We start from the raw sequence: 26,459 nt of genomic DNA, 5'->3' as shown, positions 1-26,459 counted from the left end.
AGGGTAGGTGATCTCCATTTTGTTAAGAAACAAAACAAAAAAATAATCCACCCTGTGTTTGCCGACGAGGAAGGATTACTCATTCGCTTCTTGCTTCGTATAATGGACCGTGGTATTTTCTACACGGTCTTCTTTTATGGTTTACTACTGTCATGATATGTATTTTAAAAAATATTGCTAAAGTAAATATTTTCCACTAGATAATTATCAAATATTTGAATACTGTACAAATGAACCACATAAATTTTAAATCAAAAATAAGACTAAACCAAAAAACCTTAAAATTTTTGGTATATAACACAGTTAATACGAGTGGGTTTTTTTGTCCTACATGTATCCGTAGTTCTACACCAACAGTTAGCTACGGATACATTATTCAAAAACGTTATATTAGCCTAATCATTAAAAATGATAGAACATAAATTATTAGTGGGTATTAGTCATGCATCTAAACCTTTTGAACCGCCGTTAACGCGGTTTTTTTGATTCGAGGCAAAAATAAAAAGAGGACTTATTGCAGCAATATAGTGTAATAAATATTTGAATTTTTTTAAGAAAATTAGGCTTTAAGTCTATCCTTCGTGTTTCTTTTGGGAAAGTAATCATTTGTTCTTCAATTAACCTGCTTCTTTAATTATAATCCCTCACAAACTTCATACTATTATTAACAAAAATATCAAATTTTGTTTGAGACTCTTATTCAATTAAATGGCCCTAAAAAGAAATAAGCGCTGATCCTTGTTAATGGATAGCGCCCTTTAACTGAATAAAAAAGTTTATACTTAACTAATTTCATAAAATAACCATTCAGATAATTCTCCACCCATTTTATTGTAAAGGGATTGTGCTACGACGTTATCCGTTGCAGTTTCCCATGTCATAGATGAAAAATCGTTTTCCCGTATGTAATCTAAACTAGTTTGAAATAACTTTTCACCAACTTTTTTTCCTCTTGCATACGGAACTACATATAAGTCATTTAAAATCGCCTGTTTCTTGACCTTTAAGGTGCTAAAAGTAAAATACAAAGTGGTAAATCCTAATAATTCCCCGTTCTCTTCAGCAACAAATTGAAGCCCACTTGAAGGATTTTTAAGTAAATAATTTATCAATCCAATTAATTCATTTTCTTTAGGTTCAGGTTGTTTATAAAAATCCACAATATACTGCTTCATAAGTTTGTATAGTTTAGAAACCTCTTGATTTAATACTGGTCTAATTAATAAGTCATTACTCAATCTCATTCTCCCCCTGAAATAATTTTTTACAATTATAACATTTCTTGTTCATCACAACTGCCCCGATAGACAATAAAGAAAAAGCGATACTTCGTTATTGAAGCATCGCGCCCGAATGCGGAAGATTGTAAAATGCGAAAAAACCGCAAAAATTGCACTAAGTTATTTTACTAAAGCACAGCTCAAGAAAGGATTATTTTAAAGATGCTTTAAACACATAACTTACTTTGTCATAATTCATTCTATCTTCATAAAAATGGTGTGCATCTGTACGCTGTAATCCCGAAGATAAGGCAACACTTTCATAATTATTTTCTTTTGCCCATTCATGAACATATGTAAGTAGTTTTTCTCCGTATCCTTTTGAACGCTTATTAGCATTTGTAACCAAATCACAAACCCAAACAAATCTACCATAATAAAGTGTTATCATTGGCTTAAAGCCAGTAACCGCAACAATTTCATCATCATCGAGTAAAGCGAATATTTTGTATCTATCTTTTTCCTGTGCATCAATTACTAATTCAAGATAAGAACTTTCATCAAGATGAGTTCGTAACTGCTTCATAATTGGAAATGCTTCAATAATTTCATTACGTGATTGAAGTTCCTTAATTGTTAAAGTATTCATAATAAAATCCCCTTTTTAGAATTTTTAGTAAATTAAGTTTATCACATCTTCTTGTTAAACCTACGTCGTTAGTAAAAAAGCGACTGCTCTTATTGAACAATCGCAACCGTTAGCCGAAGAAGGAAGATTATTATAGAAACCATTCACCCTGAGCAATTTTTTCTACTTTTCCTCCTACATAAATGCTGATTTCCCCGTTATCATCAGTTGCCTGTAAAAACAATAAAGAAGGTCTTTTAATTTCATATCCTTGTTCTACACTGATATTTATTTTGTTTTTTTCAAAATATCGGTATTTAACTAAGTAAGAAGCTAAACATCCATTAGCACTTCCAGTAGCCGAATCTTCTGGAACACCATAATAATCTGCAAAATCTCGAACATTTAAATCATTTTCAGAATTATACGTTTCAGGAGAAAAAACCATAATTGCTTTTGCTTCAGTATGATTAATTAACTCAAAGTATTTTTCTTTATTTATCCTTACTTTTTTAACGGCTTCTAGAGATTTTAAAGGTACAACAATCACTGGAAGTCCAGTTGAAACCTCTTGGATAGGAAATCTATCATCTATGTATTCTTTATCTATATTTAAAATATCAGAAACCTTATTTGTATCTAAAATCCGACCAAAAGTTGGTTTATTTTGTTTCATCCATAGAATTTCTTCTTGATTATCGAACGTGACGGGAATCTGTCCAGCTTTAAAATTTAAAATAAGTTTCTCCAGGGGTTCCTCTAAAATTTCATTTTGAATGATATATGCAGTTCCTAAAGTCGGATGTCCAGCAAAAGGAACCTCTTCATTAGGTGTAAAAATACGAACGTCATAACCATCATCTTTTTTTGTATCTGATAAGATAAAAGTAGTCTCAGAAAAATTAATTTCCTTGGCTATTTGTTGCATTTCACTATCTGAAATGTTTTCGGCATTTTTAAAAACAGCAAGTTGATTTCCTGTATATTTCCTTTGTGAAAAAACATCAACAATAGAATAATTTATTTTCCCCATAAGTCTCCCCTTGTTTCCATTTGTAATATTTTATATAATATACCATTTATTTCATTTTAAATTAAGTAAAAAACAATACGATATTATTTACCTAAACTGCCAGTTACTTCAAAAAGAAAAGCTGCTAATATGTTGGCAGCCTTTATCTTTCACAAAAGCGCCCGATAGTTGAATAACTAAAATAACTAACCTATATCCTTTAATGTATTCTAAGAGTAAATTTTGTAAGTCTACATTGTTGATTCATTAGGTCCTTAAAGGATTTTTATTCTTAAAAAGAGAATCTAAATAATATATAAGAATATTCAAGGTGGGGAGTAGTATGAAACAAGATTTTAAAAAGAAAAAAATTTAAATTAATTATAGAAAGCAATTACAGGAGAAAGATGCAAAAGATTATAACAAAGAAATTATTATTACTGCTATTATGCTAACAATGATACTGCTAGTGTTTTTTCTGTTTGACTATAAACCATTTCAAAATAAAGATATCCAAATAAGGGAAGTAGAAATAAAAAAGTAAATATATTCTCAATCTGAAGGAAACTTAACCTCTTACCCTTTTTTTAACAAATATTCCTCTTCAGTTATCTACCTCGTTTGTCTAATAACTTAAAAGCAGCCCTCTGTTAAAGGAATGCTCCCAATTGTTGAATAACTTCATTGTATCCAATTCTAGAACTATTTCCATTCATCCCAATTAGGTTTTAAAATGCTATCCTCAAATCAGATTATGGAAACATTAAGTATCTTTCAAATTCTATTTTTATGCTTACCCCTCTTACTAACGCTACAGAAACAAGCATTTGTATTCTAGAAATTCATTTTATCTATTTACAAATCACAGAGTCTAAAGAAAGAAGCTTTGTTATCAGAGATTGAGCATCTTTCTAGACTCCTTTTATGACTCACTATCTCACCTGTACTATAGTAACTCACATACCAGCGTGTATTTTCATGACACAGATTTGTTGCTATCTGTTGAATATATGGTAAATCTACATCCGACAAGCTATGTCCCATAATAATAATCTCATTATATTTATAAGGTGCGCTTAAAAAAAACCATTCTTTGCAATTACAGAAGCTGTTGATTTGTGTGTAGTTGCATAATACTGCCTAATCGAATCATACGCTTCGTCAGCTCTTACATCACCATAAACCAAATCCAAATTACTCTGAGGCTTTCCTACAGCATGATCAAGAATGATTTAAGAACGTTCATGAACAATTCTATTGTGTATATGTAGAACCTTCTCATCTTCAATTCCATACAAGCTTTGTAAAGTTGGTGTTTAATTGAAATTCAGGTAATGAGAATCCTTAACTTCAGCAAAACAATTAGCAATCCCTTTACTCATTTTAGTTGGCAAATCAATACTGCATATCCATTTAACAAATTGCGATTTTAAGCCATTGCTCATATACCAAGTACCTTGTTCGATAAAGTACTGGAATTCATGATGATACCTTTCACTCCAATTGTCATCTGCATAAGAGACTAGACTGTCAGAGTAATAATCAAACATTAGTTGAACATCGATATTAGCCAGATTTGTTTCAAAATCCGACCATAAATCCTCTTGGAACATATTGAACATCTTCATCGTTCTTAATATTTCTGTCTCAGTTTTCAAGAGGTAATCCCTAAAAATTCCAGTAACTTGTTTTCATTCCATGGTGAAGATCAAAACCATTTCCAATAATAAGAAGTCTTTTCATAATCTCGCCTACTTTTACAAGTTAGTTCTCAAAACAATAGCTATCGCATTTCAACTGCACATAATCCTCTACATTTAAATTTTATGATTTGTGTAAAATGTTTCAAATTGATTTCTTAAGAAATTCCAGCTCTATACCCGAAGTAAAGTAAGTGACTACCTTTTAAAAAGGTAGCTACTTATATTATTTTAGTTAAACTTGCTAATTTCATTAACGCTCTCTTCAACCAGTGATTAATCTTTATCTTTTTGAATCTCTTTGGGACATTACCCATTCCACTTAAAAACCTCATTTACTTATGATACGGTTCACCACTATTGATGCAAAATTTACTCTTCAACTATCTGGCCCTAAAATGAAAATAGACGCTGATCCTTATTAAAGGAAAGCCCCGATTGTGGAAGATTAAAAAAATTTAAAATAGCCTCTAAAATCGACCTTTATTTATTGAGCTAACTCACCCGTTTGTTTAAGTACATTCCCTTTAAGTACACGACTCTGATGGTTAAACCTGACAACAAATAGTTCAACGTTACATCATGCAATTACCTTTTACATATTTCGAGAATCAGATGCTACATCCTTCAACCTATTATGTTTTAAAGCAGTACCCAGTATGACAACCATGCTTACCGATCCAATCCAAACAAGGACAGAAACTGGAGTATTCCAGGTTAACCCTTCACCAAAGAAGAATAACTCCCGAAGCCCTTCTATCATAAATCGCATTGGCAACCAAGAGTAAACCCAATCCCGATAAAATGGGGACATCATTTCTGGTGCCATTGCTAGTAAAGGTGCTCCAAAGAATAACAATAAGGCAAAGACCGGAAGAAATTTAATCCCAACTAATGAAAGTACAGCTAAAATCATTAGGATGAAGCCAAATGAGGTAATTGTTAAAAATAAGGCTGTATCAAGGAAATCTGGGATATTCAGTCCTACCATTCCCTCTGCTATCCATGTAAGGCCAAATCCAATTACTAGTGATACAATAGCACTCATCAAAATTTGCCCTACCTTTGTGACAAGACTTTCTTTTCGAGTGCTGATCGGCAATTTACTAAAGGCAAGAAAGAGAATCGCTGCAATAGCCAAACTTGCTATCCATAATGGCTGGAATAAAGAAATAGGAGAATTTCCGTTAGCACTATGGCTTCCGATTTCATTCACATTTGTGACTTTCTTTGCGATTGGTACTGCAAGGCTTGCTGCCTGTTTCGCCGTTAAAGTTGCTCCTTGCTTTTCAAAACCATCCAGTAATTGTTTACGGACAGTGCTGTTCATGTTGTCTACTACTCCATTTAAAACCTGTCCCGCCATCGTTGAAGCAGCTGTATTCATTCCCTGATTGATAAATATTTGTACTTCTGGTGCAGAAGGTGCTGGCGTCCGTAATGATGCTTGCTTCGCACTAAAGTCTTTCGGAATGACCAATGCTGCATAATATTTTTGATTATCCAACCCTTTTTGTACTTCGTTTTCGGACTTTACTTTAGCCCATTTCACAGCAGGGTCTTCATCCTTTGCGGTTGCTGAAGTCTTTTGCATCATTTCAACAATCGTTTGCCCCATATTCATTTTTGGTTGATTAGGAATTTCCACTCCTTCATCCTCATTTACAATTGCAATAGGCAGATTTTTTGGCTGTGGTTGGACCGAGGGAAATAAGGTCAGTGAAAAAATAAAAATGACTGCTAATGCAATAAATGGCGAACCTAAAAACAATTTGTTTTTGAACATATATTTTTTCCTCCCTGTTTTTTTGTTATTATAATAAACAACCTGTTGTTTATTTTATTATTGAATCCTTTTCTGTTCAATAATCAAAAATGGCACATGTGTCGGTTATCGAACACCTTTAATAATTGTGTTGGATAAAATTAAGGAGGAATTACCTTGCGAGATAATAATACGGATTTACGGGTCATTCGGACAAAAGAATCCATCCGAGATGCACTAGTAAAATTAATCGATGAAAAAGGGTTCGAAGCAATTTCGGTTAAAGACATAACAACAAGAGCAAAAATAAATAGAGGTACATTTTATGCGCACTATCAAGACAAATTTGATTTAATGACAAAATGCGAAGAAGAAATCATGCTTGAAATGTCCAGAATTGCAATACATAAATTCCCAGGTGTTATTGCAGCACTCGAAACTAACTCACCAACATTAACACCACTTCCCCTCGTAGTTTCCATATTCGAATATATAAATGAAAAAAGTGGATTTATGAAAGCAGTGTTAGGTCCAAAAGGAGATTTATCTTTTCAATCAAGGCTGAAAGATTTTATGTGGAGAACACTGTTTGGAAATAATCCAGACGCACCTCTTAAGGAGGAAAAGTTACTAGTTCCGGGACAATATTTAGCTTCTTACGTTGCATCTGCACATATAGGAGTAATTCAACAATGGTTGGATAGTGGCAGGAAAGAATCTCCTCAAGAAATGGCTCGAATTCTATCAACTATTACAGTTAATGGACCCTTCTTTGCTGCTGGGTTAAAAAAATAAATTAGTTAAAGGAACAGTACCTAAAAAAAGCTGGTACTGTCCCTTTATTACGCTTTTTCAACTAACTTGCCCTTATCTACAGTATGTTTTTTCACCGTATTCATAGTATTTTAAGATACTAAAAATGCCTAAAATCTATCTTTGTGGAAGCATTATCTACAGTATGTATTTATCGTATTCAACGTACACAAACATAGGACATTACTTGGAGAGGTGGGTATGATATGCCCGTTTGCCTGAAGAAACAACTGCATCAGCCTTTCAAGACAAATCGTGCCCACAGAGGCTCCAAGTCAAGTCCTTAAACACCTTATCAATGGCTACATATAGTCAATGATAAAAGAGCTATTCTATCAACTTTTTTATGAGGATACTGTAGATAAGCCACTTTTAGTTTAAGCGATAACCCTCACAAACTCTTCACCCTTACTAATTTTCTTTAAACGTGTTGTTCCACAATCTTGCCCTAAACAAAAATAAGCGCTTCTCTTGTTTGAGAAATGCGCCCTATAATGGAATACCTAAAATATGACCTCAGTCAAAGAGTTTCTTAATTCCTTTTTCATCATTAAATCATTTTATATAGTATAGGTGTTTTAACTTAAATTATTTCCCCACAAAGCATTTAAAAACACAATATATAGCGTGAATAATCCAGTTATTATAGTGAAGATTATCGGGATAATTCTTAAAGTTTTGTTTTTTCTTATTGTTATTATAAAGACAACAAAAGAAAATATTGCAAAAACATAATAAAGATAAAACATTAGATAATGTGTTAGTGGTCCCAAAAATAATCCAAGTACTGAAAATTGAATTAAAAAAGCCAAAATAGAAATAGCTACCCACCTCAGCTCATTTCTAATTGATACTATATTTTTAATGGAGAATAGTATTGAAATTATGACTAATGCAGCAAGCAGCCATTCGTATAAGAAAAACAATGATTCATTGTTTACGGCAAAATAATATCCAAGAACGGATAACGGTATGATTGTAAGTAGTAAATAAACATTTAATTTGAGATTAAAGGTTTGTTTAATTTTTTTCCCCTCCTTTTTATTGCCCATATTGGATAACTTCTTGTAATCATATTACCATAAAAATCCAATCCATAAATTAAATGGCCCTTTACATAAAGAAAGAGCGCAATTTCTATTCTGGAATTGCGCCCGATTGTGGAAGATTGTTTTCTGCTCTTAAGTATATTTTAAACAGCATTTTTCTAAATCTAAGTAATATTCTTTCTTCTTTTTAAGGCGTACTTTCTCACACTTAAGGTTTTACTTATGATACGGTTAACCGTATCGCATCTAAATGAGGAAATTATAATTTTTATAGTAGCATTCAATATTATTTCTCTATAAAGCAGCCTATGTTTCCTGGGTGTAGGAAAAATCGGCCTTTTTCATGTCGAAATTTACTTAGCGTTTTGTTGGTAGGATCCCATATTGAGTAATTCTATCCAATTGGCAATTCCACAATAAAAGTAGTTCCTTCATTTTCTTTACTTCTTACATTGATACGGCCGCCGTGCAAGTCGATAATCGTCTTGACAATTGATAAACCCAGGCCGGTGCCCTCGACTGTTCGTGTACGTGCCTTGTCCGCCCGATAAAAGCGATCAAATATTCTATCTAATTCTGTTTCATTCATCCCAATTCCTGTATCTTCAAAGGTTACGATGACGGATTCTTCTTTTTTATCAATAGATATTTCAATGCTGCCATTCGGTTTGCTGTATTTAATGGCATTGGATAGGAGGTTATCCCAAACTGTATTGAGCAAGGATGGATCACCGATCATCTCTATATCCGGCAAAGAGTAGCCGAGCATAATCTCCTTGTCACTTACTGCCCATTGATAGTTTCGCACCAATTTGGTCAATTGCTGGCCGAGGTTAAATGGTACTTTCTTAAGAATATCCTCGTTTCTATCTAATGAAGCCAGAAGCAGCAATTGTTTTGTTAAGGTGGAAAGCCGTCTAATTTCACCGTTAATGATGGATACATATTGGGATCTTTCTTCTTTACTTAAAGAATCAGTTTCTAATAGGTTTGTATATCCTTTTATGTTAGATAGCGGGGACTGTATATCATGAGAAATATTCGAAATAAATTCCTTCCTCATCTCATCCATTTGTTCCAACTTTCGTGCCATCCGTAAAAAGCTATGGGAGAGTTCCCCTAACTCGTCATGGCGGGTCACATCCAATTTTACATTAAAATCACCATTTGCCAGTGATTTTGTCGCTTTTGTCAGGTTAGAAATCGGTTTTACTAAATATTTTGTATTAATAACAACCATAATGATGGTCAACGTAATCGCTATTCCAATAATCCATCCAAATAAAATGTGCATCTCGTTGAAGAGGAATTTGATGTCTGGCCTGATAAAAAGAGCAAAAGTTTTTCTGTTATATTTTAATGGCACGCCAATAGTATTATTTAGTTCATTGGCAAAAAAGCCTGTAACAAATGTTCCCCGTGGAAAATGAAGCATACCGTGAAAAATATGGCCGTTTATTACATCCTGTTGAGTTGAAATAGAAAGACTTTTGTTCCTGAAAGGTTCGCCAAAAAAAGTTCTGTTTCCGCCGGTTTCAACCAAGCATATTTGATATCCAACTTTAGTAATGCTGGCCAAATACTCTGTTAAGCTTATTTCTGGATGACTTTCAGCAAAAGCAGCAATATCTAATGCGACTTTTGTATTTTTATTGTCATTATAAGGTTTTAGCTTCTGTTGATAATAGGTATTTGAAATGACAAAAGCTAAGAGAAAGCTAATAAACATCATTCCAATCGTTATGACAATAAATTTCACATATAGTGTTTTCATTTACGTTGGACCTCCAATGAATATCCAACCCCGCGTACTGTTTTTATTTGAAAATCATCCGTTAAGTTAGAAAAACGTTCCCTTAATCTTTTTATATGAACATCTACCGTTCTCGCATCTCCTTCATAATCCAAGCCCCAGATTTGTTCTATCAGGTGTTCTCTGGAAAACACAAGTTTAGGATTAGAAGTTAGATAAGATAAAAGCTCGAATTCTTTTAACGGTAAGAGCAAGGTACGCTTCCCTACCTGAACTTCATAGCTTTTTTTGTTTATCGTGGTATTGCCAATTTGTAGTATGGATTCATCCTGCTGGTAGTCATATCGTCGCAGCAATGCCTTAATCCGAAAGATTAATTCTTTTGTTTCAAATGGTTTTACCAGATAATCATCCGTTCCGGCTTGAAATCCTTGCTCCTTATCCTCAATTTCGCTTTTAGCTGTTAAAAGGATCACTGGAATATCATACAGTGTTCGAATCTCCTTCGTTAGGGTGTAGCCATCCATAAATGGCATCATCACATCCACTATGGCTAAATCGCAGGTAGCCTTCTTGAGTATTTCTAATGCTTCCATCCCGTCTTTAGCCTGGAATACATTATATCCTTGTTCAGATAAGTGAATATCTACAAGTTTTAAAATATTGATATCGTCATCCACAATTAAAATATTTGTCATATAATTTTCTTTCTCCTACACTTTTTTAAAAATCTGCCCATCACTCATTTTAATGATATGGTCAGCAAATGAAAGCATTTCTTCGTCATGTGTTACTATTAATGTGGCAATATTGAGTGTCTTTGTTAAATTACTGATTAATGTCATCACATCTTTTGACCTTTTTGAATCCAAACTTGCAGTTGGTTCATCTGCAAAGAGAACTTTGGGTTTATGGATAATGGCACGGGCAATAGCAACCCGCTGCTTTTCACCGCCTGATAATGAAGAGGGATAGGCATTTTTTCGATGGTCCATTTCAACCAATTTTAGGATTTTATCAATTTCTTTTTTTTGTTCCCGTTTTTTCATTTTCGATTCAGATACATCCAACATGAGTAACAGCTGCTCCTCTACTGTAAGAAAAGGCACCAGGTGAGCAAATTGAAAGACGAAGCCAAATTTGCTTGCTCGGATTTTTCGAACTTGTTCTGAATTCATAGAAGTCAAGTTTTTCCCTTCGAAGATTATCTGTCCATCTGATGCAGGCTGGAGTCCTGCAGCTATAGTAAGGAGCGTGCTTTTACCGGAGCCTGATGCCCCCACTAAAGCGGTTACCTCACCTTCTCGAAGAAAAAGGTTCACTCCTTTTAGGATTTCTTCGGTCACTTCTCCATTTTTATAAGATTTTTTAACATTATCTATTTTAAATATCATGTTAAACCTCTCCTTGTTGAATAGCTTGTAATGGTTGAATTGTTTTAACTTGTAAGCCGGAAAGCGTTGCGCCAACAAATCCTATAATTAGGAAGACGATCGACAATTGAGCTGTTGTTTCAGTGGTTAAACTAAACGGTATTCCTTTAGGTGCTACCTTATTAAAAATTTGACTGAGGGAAATGGATATACTGAGTGCAATGACGGTGATAAACACCATTTGCGCCCACATTATTTTAAACAGCGTACTTGTTTTTACACCTATCGCCTTGAGAATACCGTATAAACCAATCTTTTGAACATTCATCATGTAAAAAAAGATGGCAAACAACATTCCACTAATGACAACTAAAAACCAAATAATCATATTAAGGGACATCTGTTCTGATTTATAACTCGAAATGGTATTAAGGAATTGATTATTCGAAAAGGATTCCATACCAGAGAATGTTGGGACTGTACCCCCTTCAGGTATAAAAATCAACTGCATTTCGTCGGTTCCATAAATTTCTTTATAGTCCTCCATACTGATATAAGCTACAGCTGCATGGCTGTATTTACTGTTGTTTACAAAGCCTTTTACAACAAACTTGCCTTTGTATTGATTATTGGTTAAAGAATCTCCAATTTTGATACCATCGTCTTCCATTGACTTGTCGAGTACAACTTCCCCTTTTTCTACATTTTTAAACCACGTAGATTTGGTCGCTGTCACGAAAGCGAAACTTCGCTGCTTACCATCACGATCATTTAAAAACCCCATTTGAATGGAAAATGCCGCGGCATCCTTTTGTTTGCTTAAAATTTGATTTTGAATACTGTGGTCTATTCTTGACATGCTATAGGTCTGATTGGCTTCCTTCGTCATATAAAATTGTCCATCCGGCAAATCCTTTATTAAACCAGCACTGTCAAGTGATAATCCATTTGCCAAACCGGATATAATAAACGTTAATAAACTAACGAGAAAAACAATGGAGCCTAAAATCAAAAATCTTGCTTTACTTTTCTTCATTTCTTTCCATGCAATGTTCATCTTCATTCCTCCAATCTTTATTACACCCTTAGTTTAAGATCGGTATATGAACAGAAGATGAACGGAAAATTACATTTAAGCAATAGGTAAGCCTTTGATGTTATCTCCAGCTTTTCCCTTGCCCCACACGGAACGTGATAGTTTCCTATCATTCCGCGTTCCATCTAGCGATTTGTACTAGATTATAAGTTCCTTGTTACCCATCAATTAAGAGATTGGTTCTATTCCGCATTTTTCGCGGTAAGTATTAATCTTCTGGACCGTCGGTCCAGAAATACCAAGGTTCGATATGAGTATAGTTATCGTCGTTTTTTCCGTCATATGAATTAATTTATGTACATCTTTATGGAGAATGCGAAGGTTTTTGAATTGGTCGCTTCCATCGAGATGTACTGGGAAATAATGATGACAGTGAACTTCGTTAGCATAAAGGAAGTTGCCTGTGATTTCACATTCCCCCATTGTCATACTGTATCGACTTATCCGATTATCCATGTATTCAACACTTCGTGTTAGAATCTTTGATTTCAAACAGTATTTTTATATCACTTATAGTTTTACCATCTATTCCCGCAGTTTTTGAATCTTTATTAGATTTTATAATTCGATAGGACAGTAGAATATTTTCTCTTGAAGTAATAATGTCATATAATCGGTTAAAAGATTCTTTGCGAGTGGCTCTATCGTATAAATCTGTAATAGTTTCTGTCATACCGTAGTAATCCCAATATCGTAGAGCTTGCACTGTGGCACCCCTCCTCTCCGAGGTGATGTTCCCACGTTCATACCCGATCGGTGCAATGCACTTTAGGAAAATAATCGTTTGATTTCGCTAGACTCGGACTGTTCCTCCACTCCCATTACAGAAGTTTCATAGGTCGTGCCCCTACCCTCACAAGGATAAATGTATTTCGGCTTAACCTTAGAACAACCATTTCAGGTGACAGCTCTTGTTTCAATGTTCCTTGCTTTCCGCGTTCCTTACAACCTAGCTATCCTTCCTAGACGTAGGTGCTTTCTATAAGCCTGTGAGCTGGATATCGCCATAGTTCGATATAGCGTGTTTCAGAGGGCGCATTTTTACTCCACACCACTCACACCATCGCTAGATGGTTCATAGGTTTCCGTATGTTCAATCTTTAGACCCTTACTTTCGAAAGTTCGTCAGTCCCTATTGGTGGAACGATTCTCACCATATCTAGTTTTTCAGCCGCCCGGCATATCCATTGGCATGGCATCACTAAAAAAAAAGTAAGGCTTTAGCCTCTGTTCTGCCGACTCCACCTGGCTTCATACCCCATAATCTATAAATTATAACGCATGCAGGAGTATTGTCGGGATGGTTTAAGGAGACATGGTTCCGTCATTCCCATCCTCAGTTGTAAAGTTGAGATTTAATAAACAATAAATCTCCGGTTTTTCACACTATAGTGCTTATGACAGAACACGTCGCACGCGCCCGATTGTTGAATATAAAAATACAAAAGAGATATAAACATGGTTTCTCGGTAATTGTACTTAAGCCCCCTTTACTCTTCACTATTTTCACAATCTACTCTTAGTTTAGCAATTCTAAAGAGGCTTGATAACATTGGCTTAATATTCTTTGCTATAATAAACACAGATAATTGTGGTAGGACTGAGGTGAATCAAAATGTTTTGGACTCCATTATTTGAAAATGATGTACCAGTAGCACTCTTCTGCTCTTAATGGAGTGAAGGTGACTACATCTCTCCGTTAGGGGCATTCTCGACCTAAACAAAAGACGGAGGGTACAAAAAAATGAAAAACACCTTATTAGGTTCTTTATATTTAATTTTAGCTTCAAGCATTTGGGGTGGTATGTACGTTGTTGTTAAAGTTGTAGTATCGGTCATACCTCCACTAGAACTTGTTTGGATGCGTTATTTAGTGGCGTTTGTCGCACTTCTCGTGATCGGTTTCATAACAAGACAAAAATGGCGTATTGAAAAACGTTTTGTCTTTATAATCATAGCCATTGGAATCATAGGTAATACCATTTCAATTGTTGCTCAGGAAACTGGTACTATGCTATCCACAGCACAAATGGGAGCCATTATAACTTCTTCAACACCAGCATTTATGGTTATTTTTGCTCGCTTAATCCTTAAAGAACGGAAGAGTTTAAAAAAGGGAATCTCTGTTTGTTTAGCGACAATTGGAGTGCTTCTCATTGTTGGAATTAGTGATGTGAATATGTCCAGTTCACTTGGAGGTATAGCACTACTTATTGCAGCTTTAACTTGGGCACTCATGTCAGTACTTGTAAAGCTTTTGCCGAGTGATTATTCACAAATTGTGGTAACTACCTATTCCATCTTGGTAGCATTAATCGTGTTAACTCCTTTTGTATTGCCACGCTTACACGAAGTTAATTTCTCTCAACTGACTCACCCGACCATTTGGGGAGGAATATTGTATTTGGGTATTGTCTCAACGGCAAGTGGATTTCTACTATGGAATCGTGGATTACAAATGCTTAACGCCTCAAGTGGGGGGATATTTTTCTTCTTTCAACCCGTGGTTGGAACATTACTTGGATGGCTTATTCTAGGAGAGACCATAGGTGTAATGTTTTGGATAGGTTCTATTCTAATTTTCACTGGTGTTTTATTCGTAATCAACGAGAAAGAATAGTATTTAAAAACCCCTTCAGCAGTAACTGAAGGGGTTTGCTTGTGAAACAGGATTTTTTTCATATTTATTTCTTATCACTACTCATTATTCATGAATAAATAAACTTGCCTTTATTCAATAAATGGCCCATAACAAAATAAGCGTATCTCTTGTTTGAGAAATGCGCCCGATTACTGAGTATCCTACAACAATAATTTTAGTAGATAGCTGCATATGATATTGCACAAAAACCCCCGATAGAATAAGAAATATTACACAGTTGAACCCAACTTTGATTCAAAAGGGCAAGCATATTATATGCTTGCCCTTCAGATTGTCGAGAAAGAGTATTTTTCTCGGCAATTTTTTATTTAGCCTGCTAATTGGCCGGTTGATTTCCGCTCCAAGTGCTCGCTTTCCGCGGGGCGGGCGCTGAGCCTCCTCGGCGTTACACGCCTGCGGGGTCTCACCTGTCCCGCTGCTCCCGCAGGAGTCGAGCACCTTCCGCTCCAATCAACCTAAAGTAAATCAACTTGAGGTATTGCCACACACTTTTTCTAGCCTAGACAAGTGTGTGGCAATCTTTTTCATATTTTGGCAAGCTGCAGTAAGCAACACCTGCTCGCTCGCATTCCTCAACCCTCGCAACCTACAATAGCGAAGCCCATGCAGTTCTTTTGAATCTGCAAAGCTTCGCTCAATTTTTTCTTTCCTAAATTTATAAAGCATTTTTCCTGATTTTGATAGACGATTGAGCCGCACCTTCTCCTTATATTCTTCCCATACATGTCGGGTGACGACCTTCGTCTTGTTTTTTGATCTCGTACATTCCTTCAACAGAGGACATTCTGCACATTTCTTTGGGTTTGACTTATATTCACGATATCCTTCTCTTGTAGTCGTGCGATACACTAATTCCTGTTCATTTGGGCAAGTATATAGATCTCTTTTTTTGTCATATTGAAATTTCCATTTTGGAAATAAACCTTTAGTTGGATGATATCTTCTATGCGCAATAACCCCAAAAATATTTCGATCATGGAGCCCTTTACAAATAGGATTTGTAAGAAAACCAGAGTCTAATCCGACTGCTTCTACTTTTAATCCAAATCTTTCGATTTGACGGTCCAAGCGAGAGAGGTAAGGGACAGAGTCATGGACATTTCCTGGAGTTACGTAGGCATCCGTTATAATATTAAACTTCATGTCTGTTGTACGGTGGTCCAGATAACAGAACATTTCCTGCTTATTTTCCCTGGACATGAATCCACACTCAGGATCCGTTGTACTTTTTCGGATCACTTTTGTCTCTGTCACCTCCTCTCGTTCTTTTAAAGCTTTTTTCCGTGATTTAGTCTATCATCCTCAATTGCTTTATTCAGCTCATCTATGTACTCGCGAGTTTCCACTTCAACTTCCTCACGAGTGAATTTATTCTTATTGGCGTTCGCTTTAAGATGAGTCGAGTCCGAAAATAAAACACGCCCACCAACCATCTTATGGTTTATGGCTTTATGGACAATTTCATCAAATATTTCTTGAAAGATGTTTGTTTCCTTAAAACGTGTTCTTCGATTCCAACTGATAGTTGAATGATGAGGAACTGGGTCATTTAGCTTCAATCCTAAGAACCATCGATAAGCAACGTTAGTTTGAATTTCTCGTTCCAATTGACGTTCCGAACGAATGCCATAAAAATATCCAATAAACATCATCTTGAAAAGCAGAATTGGATCAGTTGGACGACCGTTATCTTCTGAGTAATAGGGCCGAACCTTTTCTCCAACAAATGAAAAATCAATATATTTATCCACCTTTCTTAAAAGGTGATTTTGAGGCACCAAATCTTCGATAAAAACAAATTCAGCTTCATTTTGAACAGCTTTTTTGGGTTTGAACATTCTATTCACCGTCCTATTCTTGATAAGAATATTATACTATATTACCGCGGTAAATTGTTAAAGTAATTAAACAAAATAATAGGCTGTCGAGAGTTTCTCGACAGCCTGAAGGGCAAGCATATTATATGCTTGCCCTTACTCTTTTATCAAATGAGAAGTAGATTTTACTTTAAAAATACTTATTACTTATGTCAAAAGAAGATGTTCTTAATAAGCTAAAAGCCAAAAATTATTTGAACTTATTAAGAACACTTTTCTAGCTATAAAAAGTAAAGTTTGAAATACGAGAATAAGATTATTCAAAGTACATCCCTCCACATTAAGTTTAGTGTTAAATACAACACTAAACTTACTTTTTACAAATCAGCAAAAATTATTTATAAAGTGTATTAATTATTCAATTCTTTTTTATTTGTAAGTTTGTCTTTATCAAGTGTTCCTGGTGGTTGTTCTAACCATTCATTACTAATCATGATATCTGCCCCATCCTTAGCAAATTGAGCAATTTCAAGTGATAATCGTTCATAATTTAGAAGAAGGTCACTTCTTTGACTTGCAGCTGCTGCAGTTGCATAATTTCCTGTTCCTGCTGCACTCATAAAGCTCATATGAAACATGGTTAACTTATCCGAAAATGGTGGCGTTGTTGAGTCAGTAATTGCAATATCCGATGATGCAGGTGCCTGTATATCGTTTTTAACAAGGATATTTGTAAATATTTGAATATGCTTTTTTGAAATATCTCCTCCCCTTAACATCCATTTTTGAATATCTTCTCTTGGAGATATTTGGGCAAAACTTTGTGCAAGTTTACTTCCTATAATATTTGTTTGAATATTCATGAATAAATGTGATATTTCAACGGCGTTTAATGGTCTTTGTTTGCTAAAAGGAGAAAGTCCACTTAAATACCTTTTACTGTCTATATAGTCCGTTTTGGTTGGATATGCAATATAAGGAGCCCTAATAAATAATCCTTTTGAAAGAAGAACTTTTGAACTGCGCTCAAACAATTCCGATGTTTCTGTCAGACCTTCTCTGTAAAATGCTCTTATATCATCTCTAGCACTCATAGAAACAAATCCACTATATCCAAACAGTCCAAGCTTTGCCATATGGTTTAAATAGGTTAGCATAAAAGGATCTGTAAAGAGACAGGAAGCATTTAAATTCACATCATTATCATAAGTAAATCCTGTTGGCGTTGGAATCTGTTCTTCTTGGAATATGGTTGTTAATTTTTCGATATGAGTAGCTGAAAGGTCATATGTATATTGAACAACAGCTTTTATTTCTTCATCTTCTACGGTTTTCAGAAAATAGCCTAAGACACATTTGGACATACTATCATTCATATAGCTAGTCCAAATTGAAGCTATTTCAGCCGAAGTAAGTTGAGTGTAATGTTCAGTCATAATTCGTTACCTCCAAAGAATATTTTCTAGGCATAGATATATTCTTTGCAAATAACCGTACATTATGAAAAGGTCAAGGAAATAGTTTCTTGGCTTTTCTATTAATTCTTGTTTTACTTACCCGTAAGTTAGAGCAAATCTTCATAATCCCTTCAAACTTTAATATAATATCTGATTTTTTTAAAAGGTTTTGTACAACAATCTGGCCCTAAAATGAAAATAGACGCTAATCCTTATTAAAGGAGTCGAGTAGAAGGGAGCCTTTCTACCTTACGATAAATTGTACTCCATCCCCTCACAGAACCGTGCTTGCACTATTAATGCACACGGCTCCTCCTAGTCATCATTCACAGAATGTAGCTAATCTCTTTTCTTAAATCATATATATTCACTTTAATTCTTGGTGAAGGTAGTGGATATTTATCAAGAAATAGTCTGAATTTATCCCATGTAAAGGATTTCCTTTGACTTCTTCTATTGAGCCATTTAAATAGTAAGTTCTCGATTTTGTCTTTGAAGTTGCAAACATTTTTGGTATTATCAGTGATGCAATAATAGTTGTAATAACCTATAAGCGATCGTCGAAATCTATCCATGATCATATGAATATCTCTATTTCTATTCTTCTTCAGCCATTCTTTAGACTCTTTTAATTTACCTTGGACTTTCTTGCTACTCGATTTCCGTTTCACCCGAAATTTCCCTTGTTTACTTTTCCCACAATAGTGTGTAAAGCCTAGGAAATCAAAGGTTGCTGGTTTACTATTTCCCTTTTGCTTTTCATATTTCTCGGCAAACCGCCCGAAGGGAATAATTTTGGTTTTATCCTCGGAAATTTCCAAGTTAAATTTCTTTAATCTACATTTCAATGATTGGAAGAATTCCTGAGCTTCGCTCTGATATTGAAAACAGCACACAAAATCATCTGCATACCTTACTATATATGCCTGTCCCTTGCATTGTTTCTTAACCTTTTTCTCAAACCATAAGTCAAGGACATAATGGAGATACACATTGGCTAATACCGGAGATATAACTCCACCTTGCGGTGTGCCATTGTCTGTTTTGTATTTCTTACCTTCCTCCATGTATCCACCTTTAAGAAACCTACCAATTATTCTTAGTAGATTAGGGTCAGCAATTCGCAGTTTTAAGAACTCCACCATCCATTTGTGGTCAACGTTGTCAAAGAATCCCTTAATATCGACATCTACTACATAATTTACTGATCTCTTTTCAATATAAAAGTTCAGTATTTTCAAAGCATCATGACAACCACGATTAGGTCGAAACCCAAAGGAACAATCTAGAAAATCATTTTCATAGATGGTATTTAGTATCTTTGTAATGCCTTTTTGAACAATCTTGTCTTCATGTTCCGGTATTCCTAATGGTCTTTTCTTGTTTGAATTGAGCTTCGGAATATACATTCTCCTTACAGGAACAGGACGATAGCTTTTGCTTTTAAGCCGACTTACTAACTCCTCTATGTTTTCTTCTAAATTTTCACCGTATTGCTCTTTAGTTGTACCGTTAATCCCGGTTGCTTTCCTATTGGGTAGTTCATGATGACATTGAGCTAGTGCTTGCTTATTTAGTAAATGTGCAAGTGATGTGAATTTCATTTTAGGATTAGACTTTGTTAATTCTGCTATCCTTAGTAGTTTTGTTTCCATTTAGTATACCTACCTCTGTGTGTAGTAAATGTGTCTCTAGTAAGGGCGATAACTAGGTAGCAGCCTTTCCTCCATCGGCATTACCCAATTTCATTGGTACTACGCTGCTATCCGACTCCCTACAACGGCATTTGGTTTCCTTGCTTTTTATCGCTTGTAAACCATACTCTTCTAAAAAAAAGAAAAGACCGGTAGGGTCTCCTGAGTTGCCGTATCATATCAATGTATAACGTGCCAAGGTCTATGACTCCAGAGAGGTTTTATCTTTCTTGCCTTTAACGAAAGATAAAATGTAGCTTTCTGCAGCGCTTAAAGCATCAGCCCTCTCAAATTACAAACATTATGGAGCTCAATCCCTTCAACCATTTGGCTTTCGGCCCGCCACCTAACTGTCTACGCTTAAAAACTAAAGTTACCTTTAGTCCTCCAAGACTCGCTACGAGTGAATGGCTAGTTCTTACTCGACGGGAATCCCACCCGTTATATGATACGACCTAGCTCAGCCGCACAAGCACCCGTTTGTTTAAGTACATTCCTTCACAATCTCGTTTTTGGTATAAAAAAATGCGACCTTCATCTTAAAGAATCGCACCTTTCGATTTAATATTAATTTAGGAAGCTCCTATTAGAAAAATTGATTAACTACAGATACCTTTTCTTAAACTTAAAGCACAAATACTCAATCCCATTCCTACTAACAGGAAAAGAAAGTTAAAAGAAATAATCTTAGGATTTTGAGCAAATTCACTTCAAAAATAATTGTAGTTGAACCAGAAGACGGATGTTAGTCAGATTGAGATAACATTTTAATAAAGTATTTGGGGGATTCAATAAACCCTTGTCGCAGTTTTTAGTAATCCTGTTGATTAAGCAGTTACACTTACATTACTTAATCATATGTATATTGGGAAAGCCACTTTATTCGGAAAATTGTGCGTGGTAGTCCAATTTTGAGAGGGGTCATAGGGTGTCAAAAAATACTTTCGATTTTATCGTGATTGGGGCCGGAACTGCAGGCGGAGTAATTGCAAAAAAATTATCGGATGACGAAAGTACATCTGTACTTGTCCTTGAACCAGGAACAAATATGGTTAAAGAACTAAGCAGTCCTTCTGGTGCAGTTTCAGGTATTTTAGCATCTGATAATAGGCATTCCTTTAATATATTTACAAATGCAGAGCCAAGTATTGGGGGTCAGCAGCTTAGAATATCAAGCGGCAGAGCGATCGGGGGAAGCTCAGAGCATAATGCCATGTATGCAGTACGGGGAAGCAGTAAACTTTATGATGAGTGGGCAGACACTGTTGGATCTCAATGGAGTTATAACAATGTCAGTTCTTTATTCATAAAAAATGAAACTTATACAGGAAAGACGCAAGAACCCGAAGAACGCGGAAGAAAGGGCCCCATTTTTGTCAGGCAGCAAACCATTCCCAAGGATGGGCTTTCCGTTACGTTGGCAAAAGCAGCATCAGATGTATTAAATATTCCCATTGTTGAGGATTACAATACTGGTATAAGGGATTGTACATTTTTCAAATCACAATTTTTAAATAAGGAAGTGAATGGACAGTTCGTTCGCTCCTCTACTGCCACAGGATATTTAAACAGAAAAATTGTGACACAAGGAAATGAGTTCCATCCAGATGAAGTTGGAGTTGGCAGCAGAAATTTAATTATATTGGCTAAAACAACAGTGAATAAAATTCTATTTGAACAAGATAGAAAAATTCAAGTTGCCGTGGGCGTTGAATTTGTCAGAAACGGTAAATCAAATAGAGCATTCGCCAAAAAGGGGATCATAGTTAGTGCAGGTAATTTTTCCTCAGTTATTTTGCAACGTTCTGGAATTGGAAATCCGGCAGATTTAGCGAAAGCAGGTATTGAAACACTTATAAACAGCCCAAATGTGGGGCACAACTTTCAAGCCCATTTTACGATTGGAATGGGAGTAGAAGTAAAAACTAAGCGGATTTTAGAACTCATGTCTGCAGACCCAGACAATCCATTTCCACTGGGTGCTTTTAAAGGAGACGGTAGAAGTGGAGGCCGCCGCCTTCAAATATATGGATCCCCAACACCAACGTTTCTCCCCACTCAAGATGCACTGGCCAATAATTGGGGGTTCGATCCTAAAAAGCAGAGCAATATTATGAGCATTGGCCTTTTCGACCTAAACCCAAAAAGCAGGGGTACTATATTGGCCGCACACAGCGATCCTGAGGCCTATCCTTCCATCGACCTTAATCCGCTTGGAGATCCTGATGATCTGGATTTCATGGTTGATCAGTATATTGAGACCTTCCACATTATGAAGAAAGCACGTGAACTCGACCCTGAAGGCATTTACAAGGTCGTATACCCACCTGAAAAAATCTTTGAGATAAGCAATGAGGAAGAACAGCGTAAAAAAATAGAAAGTTACGTAAGGGCTTCTTATCGCAATATCTTCCACTTTGGAGGTCAATGCAAGATGGCCAGGAGTATTCGTGACGGCGTTGTAGATGGATATCTGAATGTCTTTGGCACCAAGAACCTGAAAGTCGCCGATCTTTCCATCTCCCCCATTTTACCAGATGGCAACACTTCCATGCCTTCTCAAATGATCGGTTTAAATGCAGTTCGATTTATTCGTGAAGAGTCTTCCTAATAATTAATGATACATTAGGTCATAAGTTTGGCGATATTCTTTTAATAATAGAAATAAGTAAACGATCACAAAATTCTTTAAATACTCAAGATATCCTTCGCTGATTATGCACGTTGCCGTTCTAAATCGAGCGAAGCCCAATAACTTAGGGGCAGGTGAGTAGCGTTTTTTGTTTACTTACTGCCCCTTAGCCTACTTGGCTTTGCCAATTTTGTTTGCCTGTCGCCCACCCTTCACGCTGTCAAAAATTAAAATTGAGAGAACAAAGAAGGCTAAGTTATGATAGCAACAATGATATTCCATTCCTTCATATATACTGCTCCTTAGTAGAATAAGAAATAAAAAAAGAGCTGCCCCAGCACCGCTTGTCATGAATTCAGCCCCTATATTGTTATCAGAAATTTAAGTTTACTTATTACTATTACTTAAATTCTATGTCCAAACCATTTTTCCTTCTTCAACTAACCTGTCCTTATATTCAGTATGATTTTTTACCGTATTCATCGTAAATAAAGAAACAAAAACAGCCTATTTTCTATCATTGTTTACTTATTATCTTCAGTAAGTAATTATAGTTTTCAACGTAAACAAAGATAGGACTTTACTTGGAGTGGTGGGTATGATAGGCTCGTTTGCCTGGTAAAACCTTGGCTTCATCCTTTTAAGACAAATCTTACCCACAGAGGCTCCAAGTCAAGTCCTTAACCACTTATCTATGCTTTCATGTAAACAAAGATAAAAGGTGCATTCTATCAATCTTTTTAGGATGATACTGTATATAAGGATCAGGTTAGTTGAAGTGAAAATCCTCACAATCACTTCACCCATCACGATTTTCTTTAAATATGTTATTCAAGAATATGGCCCTAAAATGGAAAAAATCACTTTCCTTATTATAGGAAAGCGCCCTTTTCTTGAATAAGAAAGAAATCAGGCCCTGCCCCTAACTGACAATCTTATAATATTCTCTTGCTGTTAATCTATAAACCAATGCGTAAAATGCGGCAAAGATGAGAATGGTTGCTGCTGTACATAGGACGAAGAGTCCGATGTTTGTTAAGTTTAACAGCGCCAATAGTTTCGTAATGACTTTGAAGGCAAAGGCGATGTGAATAACGGCTGAAACAAGCGGTAGGAAAAATACAATCAGTACTTGGCTCTTTATCGACTTTTTAATTTCGTCTTTACTCAAGCCTACTTTTTGCATAATCGCGAATCGTTCTTTGTCATCATAGCCTTCTGATATTTGTTTATAGTACATAATTAAGACGGTGGCCATGATGAATAACGTGCCAAGGAAAAGACCGAGGAAGAAAAGGCCTCCGTATAAGGAATAAAATGATTCTCTTGATGCCTCTTTCCCTTCCGCAAGTGCATCGATGGACAATTCATTCAACTTTTGTGATAAAGCTTTTGTTAAGGCAATCTCATTTTCAGGGCTTCCTTCAGCGTCAAAGCCGTAATAAAAAGATAAATCCTTCCATTCAATCGCATTCATTTCTTCAACAGGGTATAAAGCTGTAATCGTTTCTTCATCTTTTACAACGACGACATAACTGTCTGTCATCATAGCCGATGCATCGCCATTGATGGTAAAGTCTTTTAACTGTTCTTTAATTTGGAATTCCTGGCTTGCGATTGTCATCGTTTTTTTAACCGGGTCTCCCCTAAAGGTGTATAAGAGTACCTCATTGTCTTCTAGGGTAACCGAAAGATTCTCCAGCTGGTTGAACTCATCAAGCGGGATTAGTTCTATCATGGAAATATTTATAAATTTCTTCGTGGTTGTGCGATCTGTTTTAAATGTGTTTCCCACCCTTAGTGTTGGAAAGGCTGCCGAGCGATAAGACACTTGGCCCTTTAATTTGATTTGGTATTTTCCTGCTTCTTCATGGACCATTTTTTCCACTATTTGTGCCTGTTCTTCTGATAGATTACTGGCTGAAATATTAATCTCTTTTGGAAAGCGATTTTTCAACAAATCTTCCATCCCAATATACAGGGACACTGTGGTTGACAACATGACCAATACCATGGTTGAAAGAATACAAATATTGGCTAAGCCTATTGCGTTTTGTTTCATCCGATAAATCATGCCGGATACACTGATGAAATGCTTTGTTTGATAATAAAATACTTTGTTTTTTCGTAATAATTTTAACAAGGCAATCGTGCCGGAGGTAAACAAGGCGTATGTCCCGATAATGACGAGCAACACGGCAAAGAAAAATTTATTTAACACAGCTAATGGTGATTCGGTTACCAGTGCGATATAGTATCCGGAAGAGAGTGTTGCCACTCCGATTAAGACGAGAACCCATTTCGTTTTTGGTTCTTTTTCACCGGCCTGACCGCCTCGCAGCAATTCAATCGGTTTTGCTAGGTGGATATGCCGTAAATTATTGAGAAGCGTTAGGGTAAAAATGCCAAAAAAAAGGACCAAGGTAATTCCGATTGATTTTACCGAAACAAAATACGAAAGCGGCACTTCGAAACGTAAAATGTTATTTAAAAGCAAAAACATTAACTTGCTTAAGACCATTCCGCTTACTGCCCCCGTGATCATACTGATGACAGTGACGAAAAAAGTCTCCCATATAATCACTCTGGCAATGTGCTTTTTCTCCATTCCAAGTATGTTAAATAACCCAAATTCCATTTTCCGTCGTTTGATTAAAAAGCTGTTGGTGTAAAACAAGAATATAACTGAAAAGATCCCAATGACAATGTTGCCTAAATTTAAAATCTGGATTAAAGACTCTCCGCCGGACATTTCTTTCAGCCCCGGATTTCCGGACATAAAATGCATGATATAAAACATCGCAATCGTACAGATACAGGTAAGAATATAAGGGATATACGTTTTCCGGTGTTTATTAATATTAGTTAGGGCCAGTTTTGGATAGAAAAATTTACTCATTTCTGCCACCGCCCGTTGCAATGATATTTAATGTATCCGAGATTTTTTGATACATCGCTTCATTGGATAAGGACCCTTTATAAATTTGATGGAACACGGCTCCATCTTTGATAAACAGAACGCGGCTGGCGTGGCTTGCAGCCTTTGTACTGTGGGTAACCATTAGAACCGTTTGGCCTTCATGATTGATTTGTGAAAAAATCTGCAGTAGGTCATCAGAGGCACGCGAATCCAAGGCACCGGTCGGCTCATCGGCTAGAACGAGCTTCGGATTCGTAATTAAAGCTCTCGCAACTGCTGCCCGCTGTTTTTGACCGCCGGATACTTCATACGGGAATTTTGTTAAGATATCCATAATCCTTAATTTTTCCGCAAGGGGCTTTAAGCGCTTGCTCATTTCACTGTAGGATGTACCGGATAATACGAGCGGTAGAAAGATATTGTCCTGCATTGAAAAGGTATCGAGTAAGTTAAAGTCTTGAAAAACAAAACCGAGATTCTGCCGGCGAAAGGCAGAAATATCTTTTTCGCTGATGGATACGATATCTTTACCATTAAGTAAAACTTCGCCGTTGGTCGGTTTGTCAAGTGCTGCTAAAATATTTAATAGCGTTGTCTTTCCGGAACCGGATTCGCCCATAATCGCAACATATTCCCCTGCTTCAACTGAAAAGCAAACATCTGTAAGTGCCTGAACATGATTGCCGCCGAAACGGGTTGTGTACACTTTTTTTAGATTTTTCACCTCTAGTAATGTCATGAAAAATTCCTCCGTCTCTCGTTTATTTCCATGTTTAGTATAGCAATGGAGTAATAAACGCAGACATCGTTTTGGCTTACAAATAAGCACTCAAACTTACATTATTGTAAGATTGAATAATTTCCGGTC

The 26,459-nt window shown here is 35.9% G+C and carries 22 protein-coding genes; 3 read left to right on the top strand and 19 right to left on the bottom strand.

Translation table 11 applies throughout. The features are described 5' to 3' along the window. Positions 1-782: 782 nt before the first annotated feature. The 7 genes from B1NLA3E_RS05905 to B1NLA3E_RS05885 form a co-directional block, all read right to left on the bottom strand. The gene (locus B1NLA3E_RS05905) at positions 783-1,244 is read right to left on the bottom strand and encodes a GNAT family N-acetyltransferase (protein ID WP_041580340.1); all 462 of its coding nucleotides are present in this window, start codon (positions 1,242-1,244) and stop codon (positions 783-785) included. Between the two features lie 187 nt (positions 1,245-1,431). Further along, positions 1,432-1,869 carry a GNAT family N-acetyltransferase gene (locus B1NLA3E_RS05900; protein ID WP_015592922.1) on the bottom strand — a complete coding sequence of 146 codons (438 nt, stop codon included), beginning with the start codon at positions 1,867-1,869 and terminating at the stop codon, positions 1,432-1,434. 130 nt (positions 1,870-1,999) lie between these two features. Beyond that, positions 2,000-2,881 carry a PhzF family phenazine biosynthesis protein gene (locus B1NLA3E_RS05895; protein ID WP_015592921.1) on the bottom strand — a complete coding sequence of 294 codons (882 nt, stop codon included), beginning with the start codon at positions 2,879-2,881 and terminating at the stop codon, positions 2,000-2,002. A gap of 834 nt (positions 2,882-3,715) precedes the next feature. Then, positions 3,716-3,976: an AbiH family protein gene (locus B1NLA3E_RS25970; protein WP_083935058.1), complete on the bottom strand. Its 261-nt coding sequence runs from the start codon at positions 3,974-3,976 to the stop codon at positions 3,716-3,718. A gap of 200 nt (positions 3,977-4,176) precedes the next feature. After that, a complete protein-coding gene (locus tag B1NLA3E_RS05890) occupies positions 4,177-4,536 on the bottom strand; it encodes an AbiH family protein (protein WP_236619640.1) in 360 nt (119 codons plus the stop codon). Beyond that, positions 4,529-4,603, bottom strand: coding sequence for an AbiH family protein (locus B1NLA3E_RS25965; protein ID WP_083935175.1), 75 nt, complete (start codon positions 4,601-4,603; stop codon positions 4,529-4,531). Before B1NLA3E_RS25965 ends, B1NLA3E_RS05890 begins: the two co-directional genes overlap by 8 nt. A gap of 552 nt (positions 4,604-5,155) precedes the next feature. Continuing rightward, a complete protein-coding gene (locus tag B1NLA3E_RS05885) occupies positions 5,156-6,346 on the bottom strand; it encodes a YhgE/Pip domain-containing protein (RefSeq protein WP_015592919.1) in 1,191 nt (396 codons plus the stop codon). 156 nt (positions 6,347-6,502) lie between these two features. Between B1NLA3E_RS05885 and B1NLA3E_RS05880 the strand changes: the two genes are divergently transcribed. After that, positions 6,503-7,120, top strand: a complete 618-nt coding sequence (locus B1NLA3E_RS05880; protein ID WP_015592918.1) for a TetR/AcrR family transcriptional regulator — start codon at positions 6,503-6,505, stop codon at positions 7,118-7,120. Positions 7,121-7,716: 596 nt separating this feature from the next. Here B1NLA3E_RS05880 and B1NLA3E_RS05875 read toward each other — a convergent pair. The 7 genes from B1NLA3E_RS05875 to B1NLA3E_RS05845 all read right to left on the bottom strand — a co-directional run bounded on the left by B1NLA3E_RS05875 (position 7,717) and on the right by B1NLA3E_RS05845 (position 13,115). Continuing rightward, positions 7,717-8,190 (bottom strand): hypothetical protein, encoded by a 474-nt coding sequence (locus tag B1NLA3E_RS05875; RefSeq protein WP_015592917.1) that lies wholly within the window; start codon positions 8,188-8,190, stop codon positions 7,717-7,719. 391 nt (positions 8,191-8,581) lie between these two features. After that, positions 8,582-9,961, bottom strand: coding sequence for a HAMP domain-containing sensor histidine kinase (locus B1NLA3E_RS05870; protein ID WP_015592916.1), 1,380 nt, complete (start codon positions 9,959-9,961; stop codon positions 8,582-8,584). Then, positions 9,958-10,638 carry a response regulator transcription factor gene (locus tag B1NLA3E_RS05865; RefSeq protein WP_015592915.1) on the bottom strand — a complete coding sequence of 227 codons (681 nt, stop codon included), beginning with the start codon at positions 10,636-10,638 and terminating at the stop codon, positions 9,958-9,960. The genes B1NLA3E_RS05870 and B1NLA3E_RS05865 overlap by 4 nt, the downstream gene beginning before the upstream one ends. A 15-nt stretch (positions 10,639-10,653) precedes the next feature. Next, positions 10,654-11,334 carry an ABC transporter ATP-binding protein gene (locus tag B1NLA3E_RS05860; protein ID WP_015592914.1) on the bottom strand — a complete coding sequence of 227 codons (681 nt, stop codon included), beginning with the start codon at positions 11,332-11,334 and terminating at the stop codon, positions 10,654-10,656. A 1-nt stretch (position 11,335) separates the two neighbouring features. Further along, on the bottom strand, positions 11,336-12,370 hold the full coding sequence (locus B1NLA3E_RS05855; protein WP_015592913.1) for an ABC transporter permease: 1,035 nt from the start codon (positions 12,368-12,370) through the stop codon (positions 11,336-11,338). A gap of 207 nt (positions 12,371-12,577) precedes the next feature. Further along, on the bottom strand, positions 12,578-12,865 hold the full coding sequence (locus tag B1NLA3E_RS05850; protein ID WP_041580338.1) for an HNH endonuclease: 288 nt from the start codon (positions 12,863-12,865) through the stop codon (positions 12,578-12,580). A gap of 4 nt (positions 12,866-12,869) precedes the next feature. Next, positions 12,870-13,115 (bottom strand): hypothetical protein, encoded by a 246-nt coding sequence (locus B1NLA3E_RS05845; RefSeq protein ID WP_041580337.1) that lies wholly within the window; start codon positions 13,113-13,115, stop codon positions 12,870-12,872. A 1,038-nt stretch (positions 13,116-14,153) separates the two neighbouring features. Here B1NLA3E_RS05845 and B1NLA3E_RS05840 point away from each other — a divergent pair. Beyond that, positions 14,154-15,029 (top strand): DMT family transporter, encoded by an 876-nt coding sequence (locus B1NLA3E_RS05840; RefSeq protein ID WP_015592912.1) that lies wholly within the window; start codon positions 14,154-14,156, stop codon positions 15,027-15,029. A gap of 507 nt (positions 15,030-15,536) precedes the next feature. Here the strand turns inward: B1NLA3E_RS05840 and B1NLA3E_RS23215 are convergent. The 3 genes from B1NLA3E_RS23215 to ltrA form a co-directional block, all read right to left on the bottom strand. After that, positions 15,537-16,909, bottom strand: a protein-coding gene (locus B1NLA3E_RS23215) for an IS1182 family transposase (protein ID WP_144061434.1) whose coding sequence is annotated in 2 segments (ribosomal slippage) — positions 15,537-16,345 and positions 16,345-16,909 — 1,374 coding nt in all. Because the reading frame shifts where the segments join, the coding sequence is not laid out codon by codon here. Positions 16,910-17,298: 389 nt separating this feature from the next. Then, a complete protein-coding gene (locus B1NLA3E_RS05825) occupies positions 17,299-18,324 on the bottom strand; it encodes a DUF3231 family protein (RefSeq protein WP_015592910.1) in 1,026 nt (341 codons plus the stop codon). Between the two features lie 347 nt (positions 18,325-18,671). Beyond that, entirely contained in the window at positions 18,672-20,000 is a 1,329-nt protein-coding gene (gene ltrA, locus B1NLA3E_RS05820; protein WP_015592909.1) for a group II intron reverse transcriptase/maturase, read from the bottom strand. A 967-nt stretch (positions 20,001-20,967) separates the two neighbouring features. Between ltrA and B1NLA3E_RS05815 the strand changes: the two genes are divergently transcribed. Then, entirely contained in the window at positions 20,968-22,650 is a 1,683-nt protein-coding gene (locus B1NLA3E_RS05815) for a GMC family oxidoreductase (RefSeq protein WP_015592908.1), read from the top strand. Between the two features lie 943 nt (positions 22,651-23,593). Here B1NLA3E_RS05815 and B1NLA3E_RS05805 read toward each other — a convergent pair. Continuing rightward, positions 23,594-25,570 (bottom strand): FtsX-like permease family protein, encoded by a 1,977-nt coding sequence (locus B1NLA3E_RS05805; protein WP_015592907.1) that lies wholly within the window; start codon positions 25,568-25,570, stop codon positions 23,594-23,596. Further along, entirely contained in the window at positions 25,563-26,330 is a 768-nt protein-coding gene (locus B1NLA3E_RS05800; RefSeq protein WP_015592906.1) for an ABC transporter ATP-binding protein, read from the bottom strand. The genes B1NLA3E_RS05805 and B1NLA3E_RS05800 overlap by 8 nt, the downstream gene beginning before the upstream one ends. Between the last annotated feature and the right edge of the window lie 129 nt (positions 26,331-26,459).

Origin of the sequence: Bacillus sp. 1NLA3E (assembly GCF_000242895.2) — a bacterium.
Taxonomy (GTDB): Bacteria; Bacillota; Bacilli; order Bacillales; family Cytobacillaceae; genus Bacillus_BU.
Note: the sequence above shows the minus strand (reverse complement) of the source record. Positions and strands in the feature narration are given on the sequence as shown.